The 16,131-nt window shown below is 72.5% G+C and carries 11 protein-coding genes; 9 read left to right on the top strand and 2 right to left on the bottom strand.

Annotated features, from left to right (window positions below; all coding sequences use genetic code 11):
• The first annotated feature begins 76 nt into the window (after positions 1–76).
• The 4 genes from cysS to BKA05_RS14710 all read left to right on the top strand — a co-directional run bounded on the left by cysS (position 77) and on the right by BKA05_RS14710 (position 5,847).
• Positions 77–1,489: a cysteine--tRNA ligase gene (cysS, locus tag BKA05_RS14725; RefSeq protein ID WP_179532096.1), complete on the top strand. Its 1,413-nt coding sequence runs from the start codon at positions 77–79 to the stop codon at positions 1,487–1,489.
• Positions 1,489–2,427 (top strand): 23S rRNA (guanosine(2251)-2'-O)-methyltransferase RlmB, encoded by a 939-nt coding sequence (rlmB, locus tag BKA05_RS14720; protein ID WP_179532095.1) that lies wholly within the window; start codon positions 1,489–1,491, stop codon positions 2,425–2,427. The genes cysS and rlmB overlap by 1 nt, the downstream gene beginning before the upstream one ends.
• A 5-nt stretch (positions 2,428–2,432) precedes the next feature.
• The gene (locus tag BKA05_RS14715) at positions 2,433–4,154 is read left to right on the top strand and encodes a metallophosphoesterase (RefSeq protein WP_179532094.1); all 1,722 of its coding nucleotides are present in this window, start codon (positions 2,433–2,435) and stop codon (positions 4,152–4,154) included.
• 223 nt (positions 4,155–4,377) lie between these two features.
• A complete protein-coding gene (locus BKA05_RS14710) occupies positions 4,378–5,847 on the top strand; it encodes an ABC transporter substrate-binding protein (protein WP_179532093.1) in 1,470 nt (489 codons plus the stop codon).
• A gap of 39 nt (positions 5,848–5,886) precedes the next feature.
• Here BKA05_RS14710 and BKA05_RS14705 read toward each other — a convergent pair whose 3' ends face one another.
• Both BKA05_RS14705 and BKA05_RS14700 read right to left on the bottom strand, forming a co-directional pair.
• On the bottom strand, positions 5,887–6,630 hold the full coding sequence (locus tag BKA05_RS14705) for a TetR family transcriptional regulator (protein ID WP_179532092.1): 744 nt from the start codon (positions 6,628–6,630) through the stop codon (positions 5,887–5,889).
• 1 nt (position 6,631) lies between these two features.
• Positions 6,632–8,929, bottom strand: a complete 2,298-nt coding sequence (locus BKA05_RS14700) for an arylsulfatase (protein WP_179532091.1) — start codon at positions 8,927–8,929, stop codon at positions 6,632–6,634.
• 221 nt (positions 8,930–9,150) lie between these two features.
• Here BKA05_RS14700 and BKA05_RS14695 point away from each other — a divergent pair, with 221 nt between their 5' ends.
• Genes BKA05_RS14695 through BKA05_RS14675 form a run of 5 tightly spaced genes read left to right on the top strand, consistent with a single transcriptional unit; the run spans position 9,151 to position 16,105 of the window.
• Positions 9,151–10,644 (top strand): ABC transporter substrate-binding protein, encoded by a 1,494-nt coding sequence (locus BKA05_RS14695; protein WP_179532090.1) that lies wholly within the window; start codon positions 9,151–9,153, stop codon positions 10,642–10,644.
• Entirely contained in the window at positions 10,644–12,674 is a 2,031-nt protein-coding gene (locus BKA05_RS14690) for an ABC transporter permease (protein WP_179532089.1), read from the top strand. The genes BKA05_RS14695 and BKA05_RS14690 overlap by 1 nt, the downstream gene beginning before the upstream one ends.
• Complete coding sequence (locus BKA05_RS14685) at positions 12,664–13,548, top strand: ATP-binding cassette domain-containing protein (protein ID WP_179532088.1); 885 nt, start codon at positions 12,664–12,666, stop codon at positions 13,546–13,548. The genes BKA05_RS14690 and BKA05_RS14685 overlap by 11 nt, the downstream gene beginning before the upstream one ends.
• Positions 13,545–14,255 (top strand): ABC transporter ATP-binding protein, encoded by a 711-nt coding sequence (locus BKA05_RS14680; RefSeq protein WP_179532087.1) that lies wholly within the window; start codon positions 13,545–13,547, stop codon positions 14,253–14,255. Before BKA05_RS14685 ends, BKA05_RS14680 begins: the two co-directional genes overlap by 4 nt.
• Positions 14,252–16,105, top strand: coding sequence for a choice-of-anchor P family protein (locus BKA05_RS14675; protein ID WP_179532086.1), 1,854 nt, complete (start codon positions 14,252–14,254; stop codon positions 16,103–16,105). The genes BKA05_RS14680 and BKA05_RS14675 overlap by 4 nt, the downstream gene beginning before the upstream one ends.
• Positions 16,106–16,131: the final 26 nt, after the last annotated feature.

Genomic DNA, 16,131 nt, shown 5'->3' with positions numbered 1-16,131 from the left:
TGGTCAAGGGGTCGCGGGCGCGGGCCCCGCGCGCGAGGGTTCGGCCCCACGGCCCGGGCGTCCCTACGATGGGCGGGTGAGCATCCGGCTGTACGACACCGCGACCCGCGAGGTCCGTGACTTCGTCCCCCTCGAGGAGGGGAAGGTCGGGGTCTACGTCTGTGGCCTCACCGTCCAGTCCGAGCCGCACGTCGGTCACGTGCGCTCCGCGGTGAACTTCGACGTGCTGCGACGCTGGCTGACCCACCGCGGCCTCGAGGTCTCCTTCATCCGCAACGTCACCGACATCGACGACAAGATCCTCACCAAGGCCGCGGCCCAGGGGCGCCCCTGGTACAACCTGGCCTACGAGATGAAGCGCGAGCTCGACCGCGCCTACGCCGCGCTCAACGTGCTGCCGCCGACCTACGAGCCAGCCGCCACCGGGCACGTCCCCGAGATGCTGGAGCTCATCGAGCACCTCATCGCCCGGGGCCACGCGTACGCCGCCGAGGACGGCTCGGGTGACGTCTACTTCGACGTGCGCAGCTGGCCGGAGTACGGCGAGCTGACCCACCAGCGGATCGACGACATGGAGGCGGCCGAGGACGCCGAAGCCCGCGGCAAGCGGGACCCTCGTGACTTCGCGCTGTGGAAGGGGTGGAAGAAGGCGACCGAGCCGGAGACCGCCGCCTGGCCGAGCCCGTGGGGCCCGGGGCGTCCCGGCTGGCACATCGAGTGCTCCGCGATGGCGGGCAAGTACCTCGGGCAGGCCTTCGACATCCACGGGGGCGGGGTCGACCTCCGCTTCCCCCACCACGAGAACGAGCTGGCCCAGTCCCGCGCGGCCGGTCACGGCTTCGCGTCGTACTGGATGCACAACGCGTGGATCACCACCGCCGGCGAGAAGATGTCCAAGAGCCTCGGCAACAGCCTGCTGATCCCCTCGGTGCTCCAGGAGCACCGCGGCATCGAGCTGCGCTACTACATGGTCGCCGCGCACTACCGCTCGATGGTCGAGTTTTCCTTCGAGGCGCTCGGGGAGGCGGCGGTCGCGTTCCGGCGCATCGAGGCCTTCGTGCAGCGTGCGGTCGAGGAGCTCGGCGAGCTGCCCGAGCCCGGGATCTCGTGCGCGGACTTCGTCGAGGCGATGGACGACGACCTCGGCACCCCGGCGGCGGTCGCCGCCCTGCACGAGGTGGTGCGCGAGGGCAACAAGCTCCTCGGCACCGCGAACCCCACCGCGCTGCGCGGCACCCTGGCCTCGGTCCGCGCGATGCTCGACGTGCTGGGCCTGGACCCGGCCGACCCCGCCTGGGGCCCGGCCGCGAGCGGCGACGAGCGGCTCACCGCCGTCGTCGACGCCCTGGTCTCCGGGCTCCTGGACCAACGCGCCTCGGCGCGCGCCGAGAAGGACTTCGCGACCGCCGACGCCATCCGCGACCGGCTCAAGCAGGCCGGCGTGGAGATCACCGACACCCCCGACGGACAGAAGTGGAGCCTCGCCTGATGGCAGGTAACAGCCAGCGCAAGGGCGCGATCAAGAAGACGGGGAAGGGCAACCCGACCGCCGGGTCCGGCGGCCGCGTGCGCCGTGGTCTCGAGGGCAAGGGCCCGACCCCGAAGGCCAAGGACCGCCCGTACCACGCGGCCCACAAGGCCGCGAAGCGCGCCGAGAAGGCCGGCCAGCGTCCCCGGCGCAAGACCAACGACGCCGAGTGGATCGCCGGGCGCAACCCGGTCGTCGACGCGCTGCGCGAGGGCGTGCCGGTCAACGCGATCTACGTGGCCGAGGGCGCCGAGCGCGACAACCGGCTGCGCGAGGCCTTCCAGCTCGCGGCCGACGGCGGGATCAGCCTGCTGGAGGTCAGCCGCTACGAGCTCGACCGGCTCACCCAGGGCGCGGTCCACCAGGGCCTCGCCGCGCGCATCCCGGCCTACGAGTACGCCCACCCCGACGACCTGCTCGAGCTGGCCGCCGAGGCGCGCGAGAAGCCGCTGATCGTCGTCCTCGACTCGGTCACCGACCCCCGCAACCTCGGTGCCGCCGTGCGCAGCGCGGCCGCCTTCGGTGCCCACGGCGTCGTCATCCCCGAGCGTCGCGCCGCCGGCATGACCGCCGCCGCGTGGAAGACCAGCGCCGGTGCCGCCGCCCGCATCCCGGTCGCCCAGACCGTCAACCTCACCCGTCAGCTCAAGGCCTACCAGGAGGCCGGCCTGATGGTCGTCGGCCTGGCCGCCGACGGCGACGTCGAGCTGCCCGCCCTGGACCTCGCCGACGGGCCGCTCGTGCTGGTGGTCGGCTCCGAGGGCGACGGGCTCTCCCGCCTCGTCGCGGAGACCTGCGACATGCTCGTCTCGATCCCCATGGCCAACTCCGTGGAGTCGCTCAACGCCGGTGTCGCCTGCGGCGTCGCGCTGTACGCCGTGGCGAGAGCGCGGGACTGACCGGGGTGAGCCCCACCCAGTCCGGCGCACCGGGGACCGAGGGCCCCACCCCCGACGGTGGCGCCGCCCCGGCCCACGGCGGGCCGGCCCGACCGCGCCGCACGCTCCTGCACCGCACCGGCCGGGGGCTGCACGGCCTGGCGCTGCTCGGTGCCTGGGCGGGGCTGGCGGTCCTGGCCGGGCTCACGCTGTTCCTCGGGTCCTCCCGCGAGCTGACCCTGGCCAGCCACGACGCGGTCGTCCAACCGACGCTGAGCCGCCACGTGGTGGTGCGCACCGGCCCGGTGCTGCCCGACCTGCGCCTGGGCTCCGGTGCTCCGCTGGGTGTCGACATCACCCTGGGCAAGACCGACGCGACCTCCACCGAGGAGCTGGTCGACCGCTACGCCGTGATCGCCTCGAGCCCCGAGGGCGCCCAGGCCCGGGTCCAGGAGGCGGTCGTCGACATGGCCACCCGGGCCGCGCTGCGCGGTGCCGCCGTGGGGGCGGTGCCGGTGCTGGTGTGGGTGCTGGTCGGGTCCGCGCGCCGGCGCGAGCTGCTCCGCGGCGTACCCACCCGGCGCGGCGCGGTCGCGGTCACCGCCGTGGCGGCGGTCGGGGTGGCGTGGTGGCAGCCGTGGACCCCCGACGTCGACCAGGTCGACGACGACCGCACCTGGGTCACGCTGGCGGAGTTCCTGGGTGACGACGTGCCCGTGCCCGAGGAGCTGGTCGGGGTGGAGGTCCGCGGTGACGTGACCACCAACCAGACCCGCCGCCTGGTCGAGAGCGCGGTCAACACCTACGAGAAGTCCCGCGGCTTCTACGCCGATGCCGCCGAGGAGGCGGGCACGCTGGAGCTGCGGATGCCCGAGGAGGACGAGACCGTCGTCGTCTTCGTCTCCGACCGGCACGACAACATCGGCATGGACCGCGTGGCGCGCGCCGTCGGCGACCGGGTGGGGGCCACCGCGGTCTACGACGGCGGCGACGACACCTCCACGGGCAGCACCTGGGAGGCCTTCTCGCTGGACTCGGTCAGCGCGGCCTTCGAGGGCTACGACCGGTTCGGTGTCGCGGGCAACCACGACAACGGCGACTTCGTGGCCGACTACCTCGCCGAGCACGGCTGGACGATGCTCGACGGCGAGGTCGTCGAGGGTCCCGGCGGCAGCACGCTGCTGGGGGTCGCCGACCCGCGCTCGAGCGGCCTGGGCAGCTGGCGCGACGAGACCGGGCTGTCCTTCGAGGAGGTGGGCGGCCGGCTGGCCGACGTCGCCTGCGAGGCCGGTGAGGACGGGGAGCCGATCGGCACGGTCCTGGTCCACGACGTCAACCTCGCCACCGAGACCCTCACCCGCGGGTGCGCGGACCTGGTGCTGGGCGGGCACCTGCACGTCGAGGAGGGTCCGGAGGCGATCACGGGCCCCGAGGGCCAGGTGGGCTACCGCTACACGATGGGCACCACCGGCGGGGCGGCGTACGCCTTCGCGCTGGGCAGCAAGCCGCGTCGGGTCGCCCAGATCACGCTGGTCACCTACCGCGAGGGGCGCCCGGTGGGCCTGCAGGCGGTCTTCCTGCAGACCAACGGCCGGTGGGACCTCGGGGACTACACCGAGCTGACCCGGCCGGAGGAGGCGGCGCCCGACGTGGAGCTCCCGACCCCGAGCCAGCGCCCCGACTCCGGCCCGGCGACCGGCCCGTCGCGTCCGGGCAGCTCGCCCGACCCGGGCGACGACATCGACTGACGCCGAGCCGGCGCATCAATACGCCGGTTCGGCGTGCCTGTCGTGCCGAGCCGGCGTATCAATACGCCGGTTCGACGTGCCTGTCGTGCCGAGCCGGCGTATCAATACGCCGGTTCGGCGGGGTGGGACCCATCGGGACACGGACTAGAACTTGTTCTCGTGACCTGCGTCACCTCGGCCCCCGTGGGTCGTTGAGCAGCCAACGCGTCCACGAGGAGGTCCGGTGTCCCGGTCCCGCACCAGGGTCGCGACGGCCTCCGTCGCGCTCGCCATGCTGCTGCTCAGTGCCTGCGGCTCCCAGCTCGCCCCCGGCGACGTGGTGGCCGCCGGTGGCACCACCGGCGGGGGAGGCGTGGTGGTCGGCGCCGACGGACAGCCGGTCGTCACCGGCGACGACGGCATGCCGGTCACCACCGGCACCGACCCGGGGACCACGAGTGGGGGTGACACGTCGGGGGGCGACACCGGCTCGGACTCCGGCCCCGGCCCCCAGGACGGCTCAGACCCCGGTCCCGAGGAGGGTCCCGACGGTCCGCCGGTCAAGGCCGGCTCCTGCGACGGGTTCAAGAACGGCCCGGGCATCACCGACACCACGATCACCATCGGCAACTCCTCGGACATCTCGGGTCCGGTGCCGGGGCTGTTCGAGTCCGCCCAGGACGCCACCAAGGCCTTCGTGGCCTACTTCAACAAGTCCAACCCCGACGGCATCTGCGGGCGCACGCTGGTGCTGAAGAACTACGACTCCCGCACCGACGACCCCACCGACCAGCGCAACCACGTCGACGCCTGCGAGAACGTCTTCGCGATGGTCGGCTCGATGTCGGCCTTCGACTCCGGCGGTGCCGCCGTCACCGAGGAGTGCGGGCTGCCCGACCTCCGCTCGGCCGGTGTCACCGGGGCGCGGCAGAAGTGCGCGACCTGCTTCGGTGCACAGTCGACGATCGCCGGCGAGGTCAACAACGTGGTGGCCGACCACGTCCTGAAGAACTTCCCCGACGCCGCCCAGAACGCCGCCTCGCTCTACATCAACGCCGGCGCCGCCGCCGAGAACGGCCAGCTGCAGCCCAAGGCCATGACCAAGCGCGGGATGCGCTTCACCGTCGTGCGCGGCATCGAGGTCTCGGAGTTCAACTACGCGCCGTACGTCCAGCAGCTCAAGGACGAGGGCGTCGGCTACGTCCAGATCACCGGCGCGATCCCGCAGTTCGTGCGTCTGGCCCAGGCGATGACGCAGCAGGGCTACGACCCGGACGTGTTCATGATCGACCCCACGGCCTACGAGCCGGACTTCATCTCCCAGGGCGGCAAGGACGTCGAGGGCGTGACGATCTACATGAACTTCGTGCCCTTCGAGGAGGCCTCCTCCAGCCCCGAGACGAAGCTCTACCTCGACTGGCTGCAGGCGACCAAGCCCGGCGCGACCCCGGACTTCTTCGGCGTCTTCTCCTGGTCCGCGGCGAGGCTGTTCGTCGAGACCGCCGCCAAGCTCGGCGGGGACCTGAACCGCGCGAGCCTCGTCGACGCGATCCGCAAGACCGACAACTGGACCGCCAACGGCCTGCACGCCCCGCAGCGCGTCGGGCCCAAGCACACCGGCGAGTGCTTCCGGCTGATCCAGGTCAAGGGCGGCAAGTTCGTCCCGCTGGGCAGCACGAAGTACACCTGCAACGGGATCACCACCGTCAGCTGACGCACCAGCCGCGGGTCCCGCGCCGTCGGCCGCAGGACCTCAGTAGTCGGTGGGGCGGTCGGTGAGGTGGCCGGTGGCGCGCTGCAGCAGCTCCCGCAGGGGTACGCCGCCGGGCGCATCGGGCGCGGGACCAGCCGTCCCCGGCGTACCGGCCCCCGGGGTGCCGGCCCACTGCCGGATCGCCCACCGCCACAGCGCGACGGCCACCGCGGCCGCGACGCCGGCCTGCTCGTCGGGCTCGCCGAGCCCGCGGCGCGCGGCGAGCCCGCGGGCGAGGGTGATCTCCCAGGCGGTGAGCGTGTCGGTGGTGCGGCCGCGCAGCGCCGAGGACGTCGCGACGGCGGCGGCCCGCAGGGTGACGCGGTGCCGCTCGGCCTCGAAGTCGATGGCGATCCCCTGGAGCGCGCTCACGGCGGCGGCCAGGTCGTCGGCGTCCGCGGGTGCCTCGCGCACCAGGCGGGCCAGTCGCTCGCGACGCTCGGCCCAGCCCATGTCGAGCACCTCCTCCTTGGCCGCGAAGTAGCGGAAGAAGGTGCGGGGAGAGACCTCGGCGCGCTCGGCGATCGCCTCCACCGTCGTCGCGTCGAAGCCGTCGCGGGCGAAGAGCACGAGCGCGGCCTCCTCCAGGGCCTGCCGGGTGCTGCGCTTGTGCCGCTCGCGACGGCCCGGAGGTGGGCCGGGCGAGGTCGCGCCGACCCCGGCACCAGTCGCAGGACCGGCCCCGGGGCCAGGCCCGGGACCCGCGGACGCGCCACCGGCGTCGGTCGGGTCGACGGCGCTCACCTCAGTCCCCGGACATGGCGGCCCGGACCCGCTTCTCCTCGGTCGGGACCTCGAAGGTCGCGGCCGCGCCGCTGCGCATCACCACGCGATCCAGGTCGCCGGTGAACGGGAACGGGGTGGCGTAGTCCGAGCACAGCGGGAGGCCGCGGTCGTGCCCGATCGTGAGCCCGACGGCGGCCGAGGAGAGCTGGGGGAGGAAGAACGTGCCGCGGACCGTGCCGGTCGCCACGACCTCCTCGTCGATGCTGAGGTCCAGGCGCTGCGGGCCGTCGGCGTCGGCGGGCCGGAAGTCCAGCCCGACCACGTGGCTGCCCGGCCCCACGGCCACCTCGGACTGCACCCGGTCGGTGTGGTCGAGCAGCGCGAAGCAGGCGGTGGGGCGGCCGTCGAGCAGGTAGAGCCCCCAGCCGCCCTGGGAGTCCCCGATGGCGGCGAGCACGCCCTCGGCGTGGGCGTCCGGCACGTCGAGGTGCGCACGCAGCGAGAACCCACCTCCGGCCGCCGGCAGCATCGGCTCGATGACCGGCGAGCCACCGGGGCGGTAGGTCGCCTCAGGCGGGGGCGGGAACTCGCCGGGGTGCAGGTGCAGCATGGAGTTCGGGAACTCGAAGAGCGGCAGCACCTGGTTCCGCCCGGCCTCGGCCCACCACAACCCCTCCATCCGCCGCACCAGGTCGGGGTGCTCGGCGGCGAGGTCGTGGTGCTCGGAGAAGTCGGTGCGCAGGTCGAAGAGCGACCAGGTGTCGGTGGCGTGGTCGAAGCTGCCGGTGAGGTGCTCACGCTCGCCGAACTGGTTGGCGACGTGGTCGGTCACCGCCTTCCAGCCGTCGAGGTAGAGGCTGCGCGAGCCCATCATCTCGAAGTACTGCATCCGTCGGTGCTCGGCAGCGTCACCGTCGCGCAGGCTGGCGAGGAAGGACGTGCCGTCCACGGGCTGCTGGTCCACGCCGTCCACGGCGTCCGGGACGGTGGCGCCGGCGGCCTCGATGATGGTCGGGAACAGGTCGACCGCGTGCGTGAACTGCCCGCGCACGGCACCCGGGTCCGGCACCGCCGAGGGCCAGCGCAGCACGAGCGGCGCCCGGACCCCGCCCAGCCAGGAGTAGCGCTTCCACAGCCGCAGCGGGGTGTTGCCCGCCCAGGCCCAGCCCCAGGGGTAGTGGTTGGAGGCGTCGTGACCGCCGAGGTCCTCGATCTGGCCGAGCGCGGTCTCCTCGTCGGGCTGCAGGCCGATCCAGCCGGCCGCCTCGTTGGGGGTGCCGGTCGGGCCGCCCTCGGCGCTGGCGCCGTTGTCGGACAGGATCATCACGACGGTGTCCTCGGCGACCCCGATCTCCTCGAGGAAGTCGAAGAGCCGGCCGAGGTGGTGGTCGGTGTGGGACATGAACCCGGCGAAGACCTCCATGTAGCGGGCGTAGAGCCGCTGCTGGTCCGCCGAGAGGGTGGACCACTCCGGCACCCACGCCGGGCGGGGCGTGAGCACGGTGTCCTCGGGCACCACCCCGGCGGCGGCCTGGCGGGCGAACACCTCCTCGCGGTAGGCCTCCCAGCCGTGGTCGAAGGCGCCGCGGTAGGGCTCGACCCACTCCGGCGCCACCTGGTGCGGGGCGTGGGCGGCCCCGGTGGCGAGGTAGGCGAAGAAGGGCTTGCGGGTCGTGGCCTGCTGCTGGTCCTGGATCATCCGGATCGTCTCGTCGACCAGGTCCTCGGTCAGGTGGTAGCCCTCCTCCGGCGTGGCCGGCGGGTCGACGTGGTGGTTGTCGCGCACCAGCTCCGGCGCCCACTGGCTGGTCTCGGAGCCCAGGAACCCGTAGTACTTCTCGAAGCCGACGCCGAGCGGCCACCGCTCGAAGGGGCCGGCGGCCGAGGTCTCGGTGCGCGGCACCAAGTGCCACTTGCCGACGGCCATCGTGTTGTAGCCGGTGTCCCTCAGCACCCGGGCCAGGGTCGCAGCGCTGCGGGGGAGCCGCCCGGTGTAGCCGGGGAAGCCGAGGGCGGCCTCCTCGGTCACGCCCATCCCGACCGCGTGGTGGTTGCGTCCGGTGAGCAGCGCCGCCCGGGTGGAGGAGCACACCGCGGTCACGTGGAAGCGCTGGTAGCGCAGACCCTGCTGGGCGACCTCGTCGATGCGGGGGGTCGAGATGCCCGAGCCGAAGCAGCCGAGCTGGGCGAAGCCCACGTCGTCCAGCACGATCATCAGCACGTTGGGGGCACCCGGAGCCGGTCGGGGGTAGGGGACCGGGCGGGACTGGGAGTCCAGGGCGGAGTCGACGACGTGCTGGGGCGGCAGCGGGCTCATGGCCGCACAGTAGGGCCGCGACCAGCGATCTGTCAGTCCTCTGACACTTTGAGCCGGCCCCGCGACCGAGAAGAACTAGAACGTGTTCCACCAGTCGAGACGGTCTATACGAGTCGGGGCGGCACACCTTTGCATGTGTGCGACGCGTCACCTTCCGATGTGGCGGTCGTTACCCAGTAGGACACGTTCTAGTTCTCACCCCTGGAGGTCAGGTGACCGTCGTGCGGTCCCCCCGCTTCGCCCCCCGCGCCCGGCGTACGTCGATGACGATCGCCGCGTCCGGCCTGGCCCTGCTCCTGGCCGCCTGCGGCTCCCAGCTCGACCCGAACGAGGTGGCCGTGGCCGGCGGGACCGTCGGCTCCGGCGGGGTCGTGGTCGGGGCCGACGGCGAGGTGATCAGCGCCGACGGTGGCACCAGCGGCTCGGTCGACGGCTCGACCGGCGGCAGCACCGGCTCCACCGGCGGTGGGTCGACGGGCTCCAGCGGCTCCGGCGGCTCCTCCGGCTCGGGCAGCGGCTCGGGCAGCGGGTCCTCCGGCGGCGACGACTCCGAGGAGCCGATCCCGACCGGCAGCTGCGACGGCTTCAAGAACTCCACCGGCATCAGCAACGACACCATCACCATCGGCAACGCCTCGGACATCTCCGGCCCGGTGCCCGGGCTCTTCGAGTCCGCCCAGGACGCGGTGAAGGCATTCGTCGCCTACTACAACCGCAGCAACCCCGACGGCATCTGCGGCCGCTCGCTCGCGTTGAAGAACTACGACAGCCGCACCGACGCCAGCGCCGACCAGCGCAACTACGTCGACATGTGCGACAACGTCTTCGCCGCGGTCGGCTCCATGTCGGCCTTCGACTCCGGCGGCGCGAAGACCGCCGACGACTGCGGGCTGCCCGACATCCGCTCGACCGCCGTCACGGGAGCGCGCTCCTCGTGCAGCAGCTGCTTCGGTGCCCAGTCCACCGTGGCCAACCAGTTCCAGAACGCCGTGCCGGACTTCTTGAAGAAGACCTTCCCCGAGGCCGCGCAGAATGCCGCGATGGTCTACCTCAACGCCGGTGCGGCCGGCGAGAACGGCCAGCTCCAGCCCAAGGCGATGAAGGCGCGCGGGATGAAGTTCGTCTACGAGCAGAGCGTGGACACCGCGGAGTTCAACTACGCCCCCTACGTCCAGGGCCTGAAGAACAACGGCGCCCGCCACGTGCAGTTCCTCGGGGGCATCCCGCAGTACGTCCGTCTCGCCCAGACCATGCAGCAGCAGGGCTACAAGCCAGACGTCTACGTGGTCGACCCGACCGCCTACCACCCCGACTACCTCAAGGGCGCCGGGAGCGCGGCCGAGGGCACGGTCGCCTTCATCAACTTCGTGCCGTTCGAGGAGGCCTCGAGCAACGCCGAGATGCAGCTCTACCTCCAGTGGCTGCAGCAGACGAAGCCGGGAGCCACGCCCGACTTCTTCGGGCTCTTCGCCTGGTCCGCGGCTCGGCTCTTCGTCGAGCAGGCCAGCGAGCTCGGCGGCAAGCTCACCCGGCCCGCGCTCATCCAGGCGATGCGCGGGGTCACGAAGTGGACCGCCAACGGCCTGCACTCCCCGCAGGAGGTCGGCCCGAAGCGCACCGGTGACTGCTGGCGCTTCGTCGAGGTCAAGGGCGGCAAGTGGGTGCCGATCGGCGGCACCAAGTACACCTGCTCCGGAATCACCGAGGTCAACTGATGAGCTCCTTCCTCGCCTTCACCGTCTTCGGTCTGGTCTCCGGCGCGGCGTACGCCATCGCCGCCTCCGGGCTGGTGCTGACCTACTCCACCACCCGGGTGTTCAACATCGCCCACGGTGCGCTGGGCATGCTGCTGTCCTTCGTGTTCTGGGACTTCAGCGTCCGCCAGGGGATGCCGACGCCGTTGGCGCTGGCCCTGGTGCTGCTGGTGGTGGCCCCGGCGATCGGCTGGTTCCTCCAGCGCTTCGTCGCCCGCGGCCTGGGAGATGCCCCGGTGTCGGTGTCGCTGGTGGTGACCGTGGCGATCCTGGTGGCGACGCTGGGCCTGGCCCAGCAGGTCTGGCCGCCGGAGGCGCGCTCGGTGCAGCCCTTCTTCGCCGGCACCTCCTACGAGATCTTCGGCTTCTTCATCACCGCCCACCAGGTCCTCACCATCGTGCTGTCCCTCGTCGTCGCGATCGGCCTGTACGCCCTGCTCAACCGCACCCGCATCGGCACCGCCATGCGGGCCTCGGTGGACAACCCCGAGCTGCTCAAGCTCTTCGGCGGCCAGCCGGAGCGGGTCGCGGCGCTCTCCTGGGCGATCGGTACGTCGCTGGCCGCCCTGGCCGGCGTGCTGCTGGTCTCCACGATCGGGCTGGACTACTACGCCCTGCTCCTGCTGGTCATCAACGCCTTCGCCGCGGCCATCCTGGGCCGGTTGAAGAACCTGCCGCTGACCTTCGTCGGCGCGATGTCGCTGGGCCTGATCACCTCCTACGCCTCGGGCTACCTGCCCACCGAGGGCCTGCTCAACTCGGTGCGCAACGTCGTGCCCGCGCTGTTCCTCTTCGCCGTGATCGTCGCGATGCCCCAGGCGCAGCTGCGCATCGGCCAGGTCAAGGGCATCGTCTCGGCCCCGCTGCCCAGCCCGTTCAAGGCGCTGGGCTGGTCCGGTGCGCTGCTGCTGGGCGTGATGCTGCTGGCCAGCGGCATGAGTGAGGCCAACCTGCTCCTGGTCGGCACCGCGGCGACGTACGCGATCGTGATGCTCTCCATGGTGCTGCTGACCGGGTACGGCGGGCACGTGTCGCTGGCGCAGATCACCTTCGTCGGGGTCGGTGCCCTGGCCTACGTCAAGGTCGACCAGCCCAACCTGCTCGGCGTGCTGATGGCCGGTCTGGTGGCCGCCGGCGTGGGTGCCCTGGTGGCGCTGCCGGTGATCCGGCTGACCGGTCTCTACCTCGCGCTGGCCACGCTCGCCTTCGCGGTGATCATGGACAAGATGATCTTCCAGGCCGACTTCGCCTTCGGCTTCAACGGCTCGCTGAACGCCGAGCGGCTCTCCATCCTCACCTTCCAGGTGGAGACGACCGGCGCCTACGTCTGGGTCATGGCGCTCTTCTTCGTGGTCATGGGCCTGGGGCTGCTCGTCGTGCGGGCCGGTCCGCTGGGCCGGATGCTCGTCGCGCTGCGCGACAGCCCCGCGGCCTGCGGCACGCTCGGGCTGGACCAGCGCTGGTTCCGCGTCGGCCTGTTCGCCGTCTCCGCCGGCATGGCCGGGGTGGCCGGAGCGCTGTACGCCGGCCTGCGCGGCACCGTCGGCGCGGCCGAGTTCCAGTTCTTCGGCTCCTTCACGCTGCTGCTGCTGGCCGTGGTCTTCGGGGTCACCTCGGTCACCGGAGCCGCCCTGGGCGGCATCGGCCTGATGATGCTGCCGGTCCTGCAGGCCGACTACCCCGGCATCGCCGGCCTGTTCTTCGTCGTCATCGCCGTCGGCGCGATCCTGCTGGCCCGCGACCCCAACGGCTTGGCCAACCAGCTCTTCCGCCTCGGCAACATGCTCGACCGCCGCTACGGCACCCGGGTCCGTGAGCGGATCCCGGTGCTCCCGGTGCCCGGCGGATCCCTCGGCGGCATGCGTGAGCTGGCCCGGGCCGAGCACGACGCCAACGCCCAGGCCGACCACACCCTCGACACCGTCGGACTCGGCGGTGCCCCAGGTCCCGACGGGACCGACGGCCGGAAGGAGACCGCTGGTGTCCAGTAGTCCTGTCCCCCAGGGCGGCGGCCACCGTGCCGACCCCCGCGGCGGCCCGCTGCTCGAGGTCGACCACGTGGTCGTCCAGTTCGGTGGCGTGACGGCCGTCAACGAGGCCTGCTTCACCGCAGACCCCGGCACCGTGACCGGCCTGATCGGGCCCAACGGCGCCGGCAAGACCACCTGCTTCAACGTCATCTCCGGGCTGCAGCGACCCACCCGGGGCAAGGTGCGCTTCCAGGGCAAGGACGTCACGTCCATGCCGGTGCACCGGCGCTCCAAGCGCGGCATGGGCCGCACCTTCCAGCGGCTGGAGGCCTTCGGCTCGCTGTCGGTGCGCGACAACGTGCGGGTGGCCGCCGACATCCACCGCGGCGTGCTGGCCGGTCTGCTGCCCGGCGGCGGTCGCGGCAAGGACATCGACGCGCTGCTGGAGCGGGTCGGGATCGCGGCGTACGCGAACGAGCGCGCCGACTCCATCCCCACCGGCACCGCACGCCTGCTCGAGCTGGCCCGCTGCCTGGCCGGGGACCCCAAGCTGCTGCTGCTCGACGAGCCGTCCTCGGGTCTGGACGAGACCGAGACCGACGCCTTCGGCGACCTGCTGCGCGACCTGGCCTCCGAGGGGCGGGCGATCCTCATGGTCGAGCACGACATGGACCTGGTGATGGCGGTCTGCGACACCATCCACGTCCTCGACTTCGGCTCGATCATCGCCTCCGGCGACCCGGCCGCGATCCGCCGTGACCCGGCGGTCCAGAAGGCCTATCTCGGCTATTCCGACGAGGACGGCGTCGATGAGGGCCACACTGTGACTGACCTGCCGGCTGTGACTGACGACACACTCGTGATCCCGGCGGTCCGGGAAGGAGCCGAGGCATGAGCGGTGTGCCGATCCTCGAGATCGTCGACCTGCACGCGGCCTACGGCCGGATCGAGGTGCTGCGGGGCGTCGACCTGGTCGTGCCCAAGGGTGCGGTGATGGCGCTGCTCGGGCCCAACGGCGCGGGCAAGTCCACGCTCGTGAAGGTGATCTCGGGTCAGAAGAAGCAGACCTCCGGCGACATCCACCTCGGTGGGGTGCACGTCAAGGCCTCCGGTCCCGAGGAGCTCGCGCGGCTGGGCCTGTGCACCATCCCCGAGGGTCGCTCGGTCTTCCCGAACCTCACGGTCGAGGAGAACCTGCTGCTCATGTCGTACGCCGGGGTGCCGGCCGAGGCCGTGCTCGAGACCGCGTTCGCCTACTTCCCCCGGCTCAAGGAACGCCGCAAGCAGCTCGCCGGCACCATGTCGGGTGGCGAGCAGCAGATGGTCGCGATGTCGAGGGCGTTGGCCTCCGACCCCGCGCTGCTACTGCTCGACGAGCTGTCCATGGGTCTCGCGCCACTGATCGTGGACGAGCTCTACGAGACCGTCGGTCGGATCACCGAGACCGGCGTCTCCATCCTGTGCATCGAGCAGTTCGCCCGCACGGCGCTGAAGATCTCCGACTACGCCGCGGTGATGTCGGGTGGGCGCGTCGTCGCCACCGGCGAGCCCGGCGAGATCCTCGAGACGATGTCCGACGTCATCCTGGGAGGTGCCGCATGAGCGGCCGACGTACATCCACCACCCGCCCGGCCGTCCGGTTCGGGGCCGGCCTCGCGGCCGCCGCGCTGGTCTCGCTGGCGCTGCCGGTCACGACCGGCTCCGCGGCCCCGGCCGCAGGTCCCGTCGCCGCGGGATCGGTCTCCGCCGTCGCCGGTGCGGTGCGCGCCGCGGACCCTGAGTTCGCCGGGTACGCCGCCACCACCATGGCCACGCCGGTCCGGGTGGAGATCTTCGAGCCGACGATCCCGATCCCGGCGAGCCCGCAGGCCGAGTTCAACCTCGGCTACTCCATCGTCAAGGCCGACTCCTCGACCTCGCGTGGTCGGGCGTCGTACTTCTGGCCCGGCGACGCGGTCGGCGAGGGCTTCAAGACCATCGTCGAGAACCTCGGCCTGCCGCCGGAGCTCGCCGGCCCGATCGCCGAGCAGGGCTACCCGGTGCAGGTGAACTCGAACCACCCGGCCGGGCCCGCCTCGGAGTCCAGCGAGGACTTCCCCGGCAGCATCTCGCGCACCAGCGCCTCGGCGGAGAAGACCACGGCCCTGGCCGGGTACTCCACCGACTGCCGGCTCGGGCAGCCCGACGCGGCGCCGGCCGACGAGGGCGGCGAGGGCGGCGAGGACGAGGGCCCGATCCCGGGCCTGCCCGGACTGCCGGACCTGCCGTTCCCGGGCATCCCCGGGCTGGGCCAGTCGCTCGCCTCGACGCTCGACCAGACCGTCACGACACTGACCGGCGGCGCGCTGCCGGGCACGGGTGCCCAGGGCGCGAAGGGCGCTGCGGGCTCCAAGGGCACTGCGGGCGCCAAGGGCGCCAAGGGCGTCAAGGCGGCCGAGGACGAGGTCGAGTGCCCGATCCCCGCGCAGCTCGCGGCGGTCGTCGACGTCGGCGGCATCGGCGCCAGCTCGACGGTGACCCGGGGCGTCGACGACGACGGCGTCGAGCGCGTCAAGGCGGTCTCCCGCTCGGCGGTCGGTGAGGTGAGCCTGCTCGGCGGCATCATCACCCTCGACGGGATGGTCTCCACCGCGCGTACCACCAGCGACGGCGACAAGGCCGTGGTCAAGGGCGTGACCGACTACGGCACGCTCACCATCGCCGGTCAGCGGTTCCGCTACGGCACCGACGGCTTCGAGGCCGCCGGCACCCCGCAGGACCTCCCCGGTCTCCCGGCCGACCCCAACCAGGCCCTCGAGGCGCTGGGCGTGCAGCTGCTGCTGCCCCAGCCGACCGAGGAGCGCGAGGGCGACAAGGGCACGGTCGCCGTCGGCGGCCTGCAGGTCGTCATCGACGCCACGGTGCTGCGCACCCAGCTCATCAACGGCGGGCTCCCGATCGACGCGATCGCCGACGCGATCGCGGGGCTGCCCTTCCCCGAGGAGGCCGGCCAGCTCAAGAGCCTGCTCGGTGCGGCGCTGAACCTCTCCCCGAAGTTCGTCATCACCCTCGGCAACGCCAGCGCGGTGGTCGACACCAGCCCGGAGATCGAGATCCCGGACGTCGACCCCGGCGACACCGACAACGACCCGAGCAGCCCCGTCGACACCGGATCGGGTGCCGGGTCCGGCGGCGACCTCGGGACCGGCGGGGGCGACCTGCCGGCCAGCGACCCGGCCCCGTCGGGCGGCGAGCCCGCCATCGGCGACACCGGCACGCTCACCGACGCCGGTCCGGTCGGAGCGGGCCTGCCCGAGCTGTTCTCCATCCCCGGGGCGCTGTTCTTCGGCGGCATCCTCGGCGCCACCGTGCTGGGGTCCTACCTGCGCCGGCTCGGTCTGCTCGCCCTCGGGGGCGGAGTCAGCTGCGCCCACGGCCTGGAGTCCGGCCTGCCGGACCTCCGCAAGGCCTGACCCTCCCGCCCCTCCTCGTCCCCCTG

It is taken from the genome of Nocardioides marinus, from assembly GCF_013408145.1.
Taxonomy (GTDB): domain Bacteria; phylum Actinomycetota; class Actinomycetes; order Propionibacteriales; family Nocardioidaceae; genus Nocardioides; species Nocardioides marinus.
Note: the sequence above shows the minus strand (reverse complement) of the source record. Positions and strands in the feature narration are given on the sequence as shown.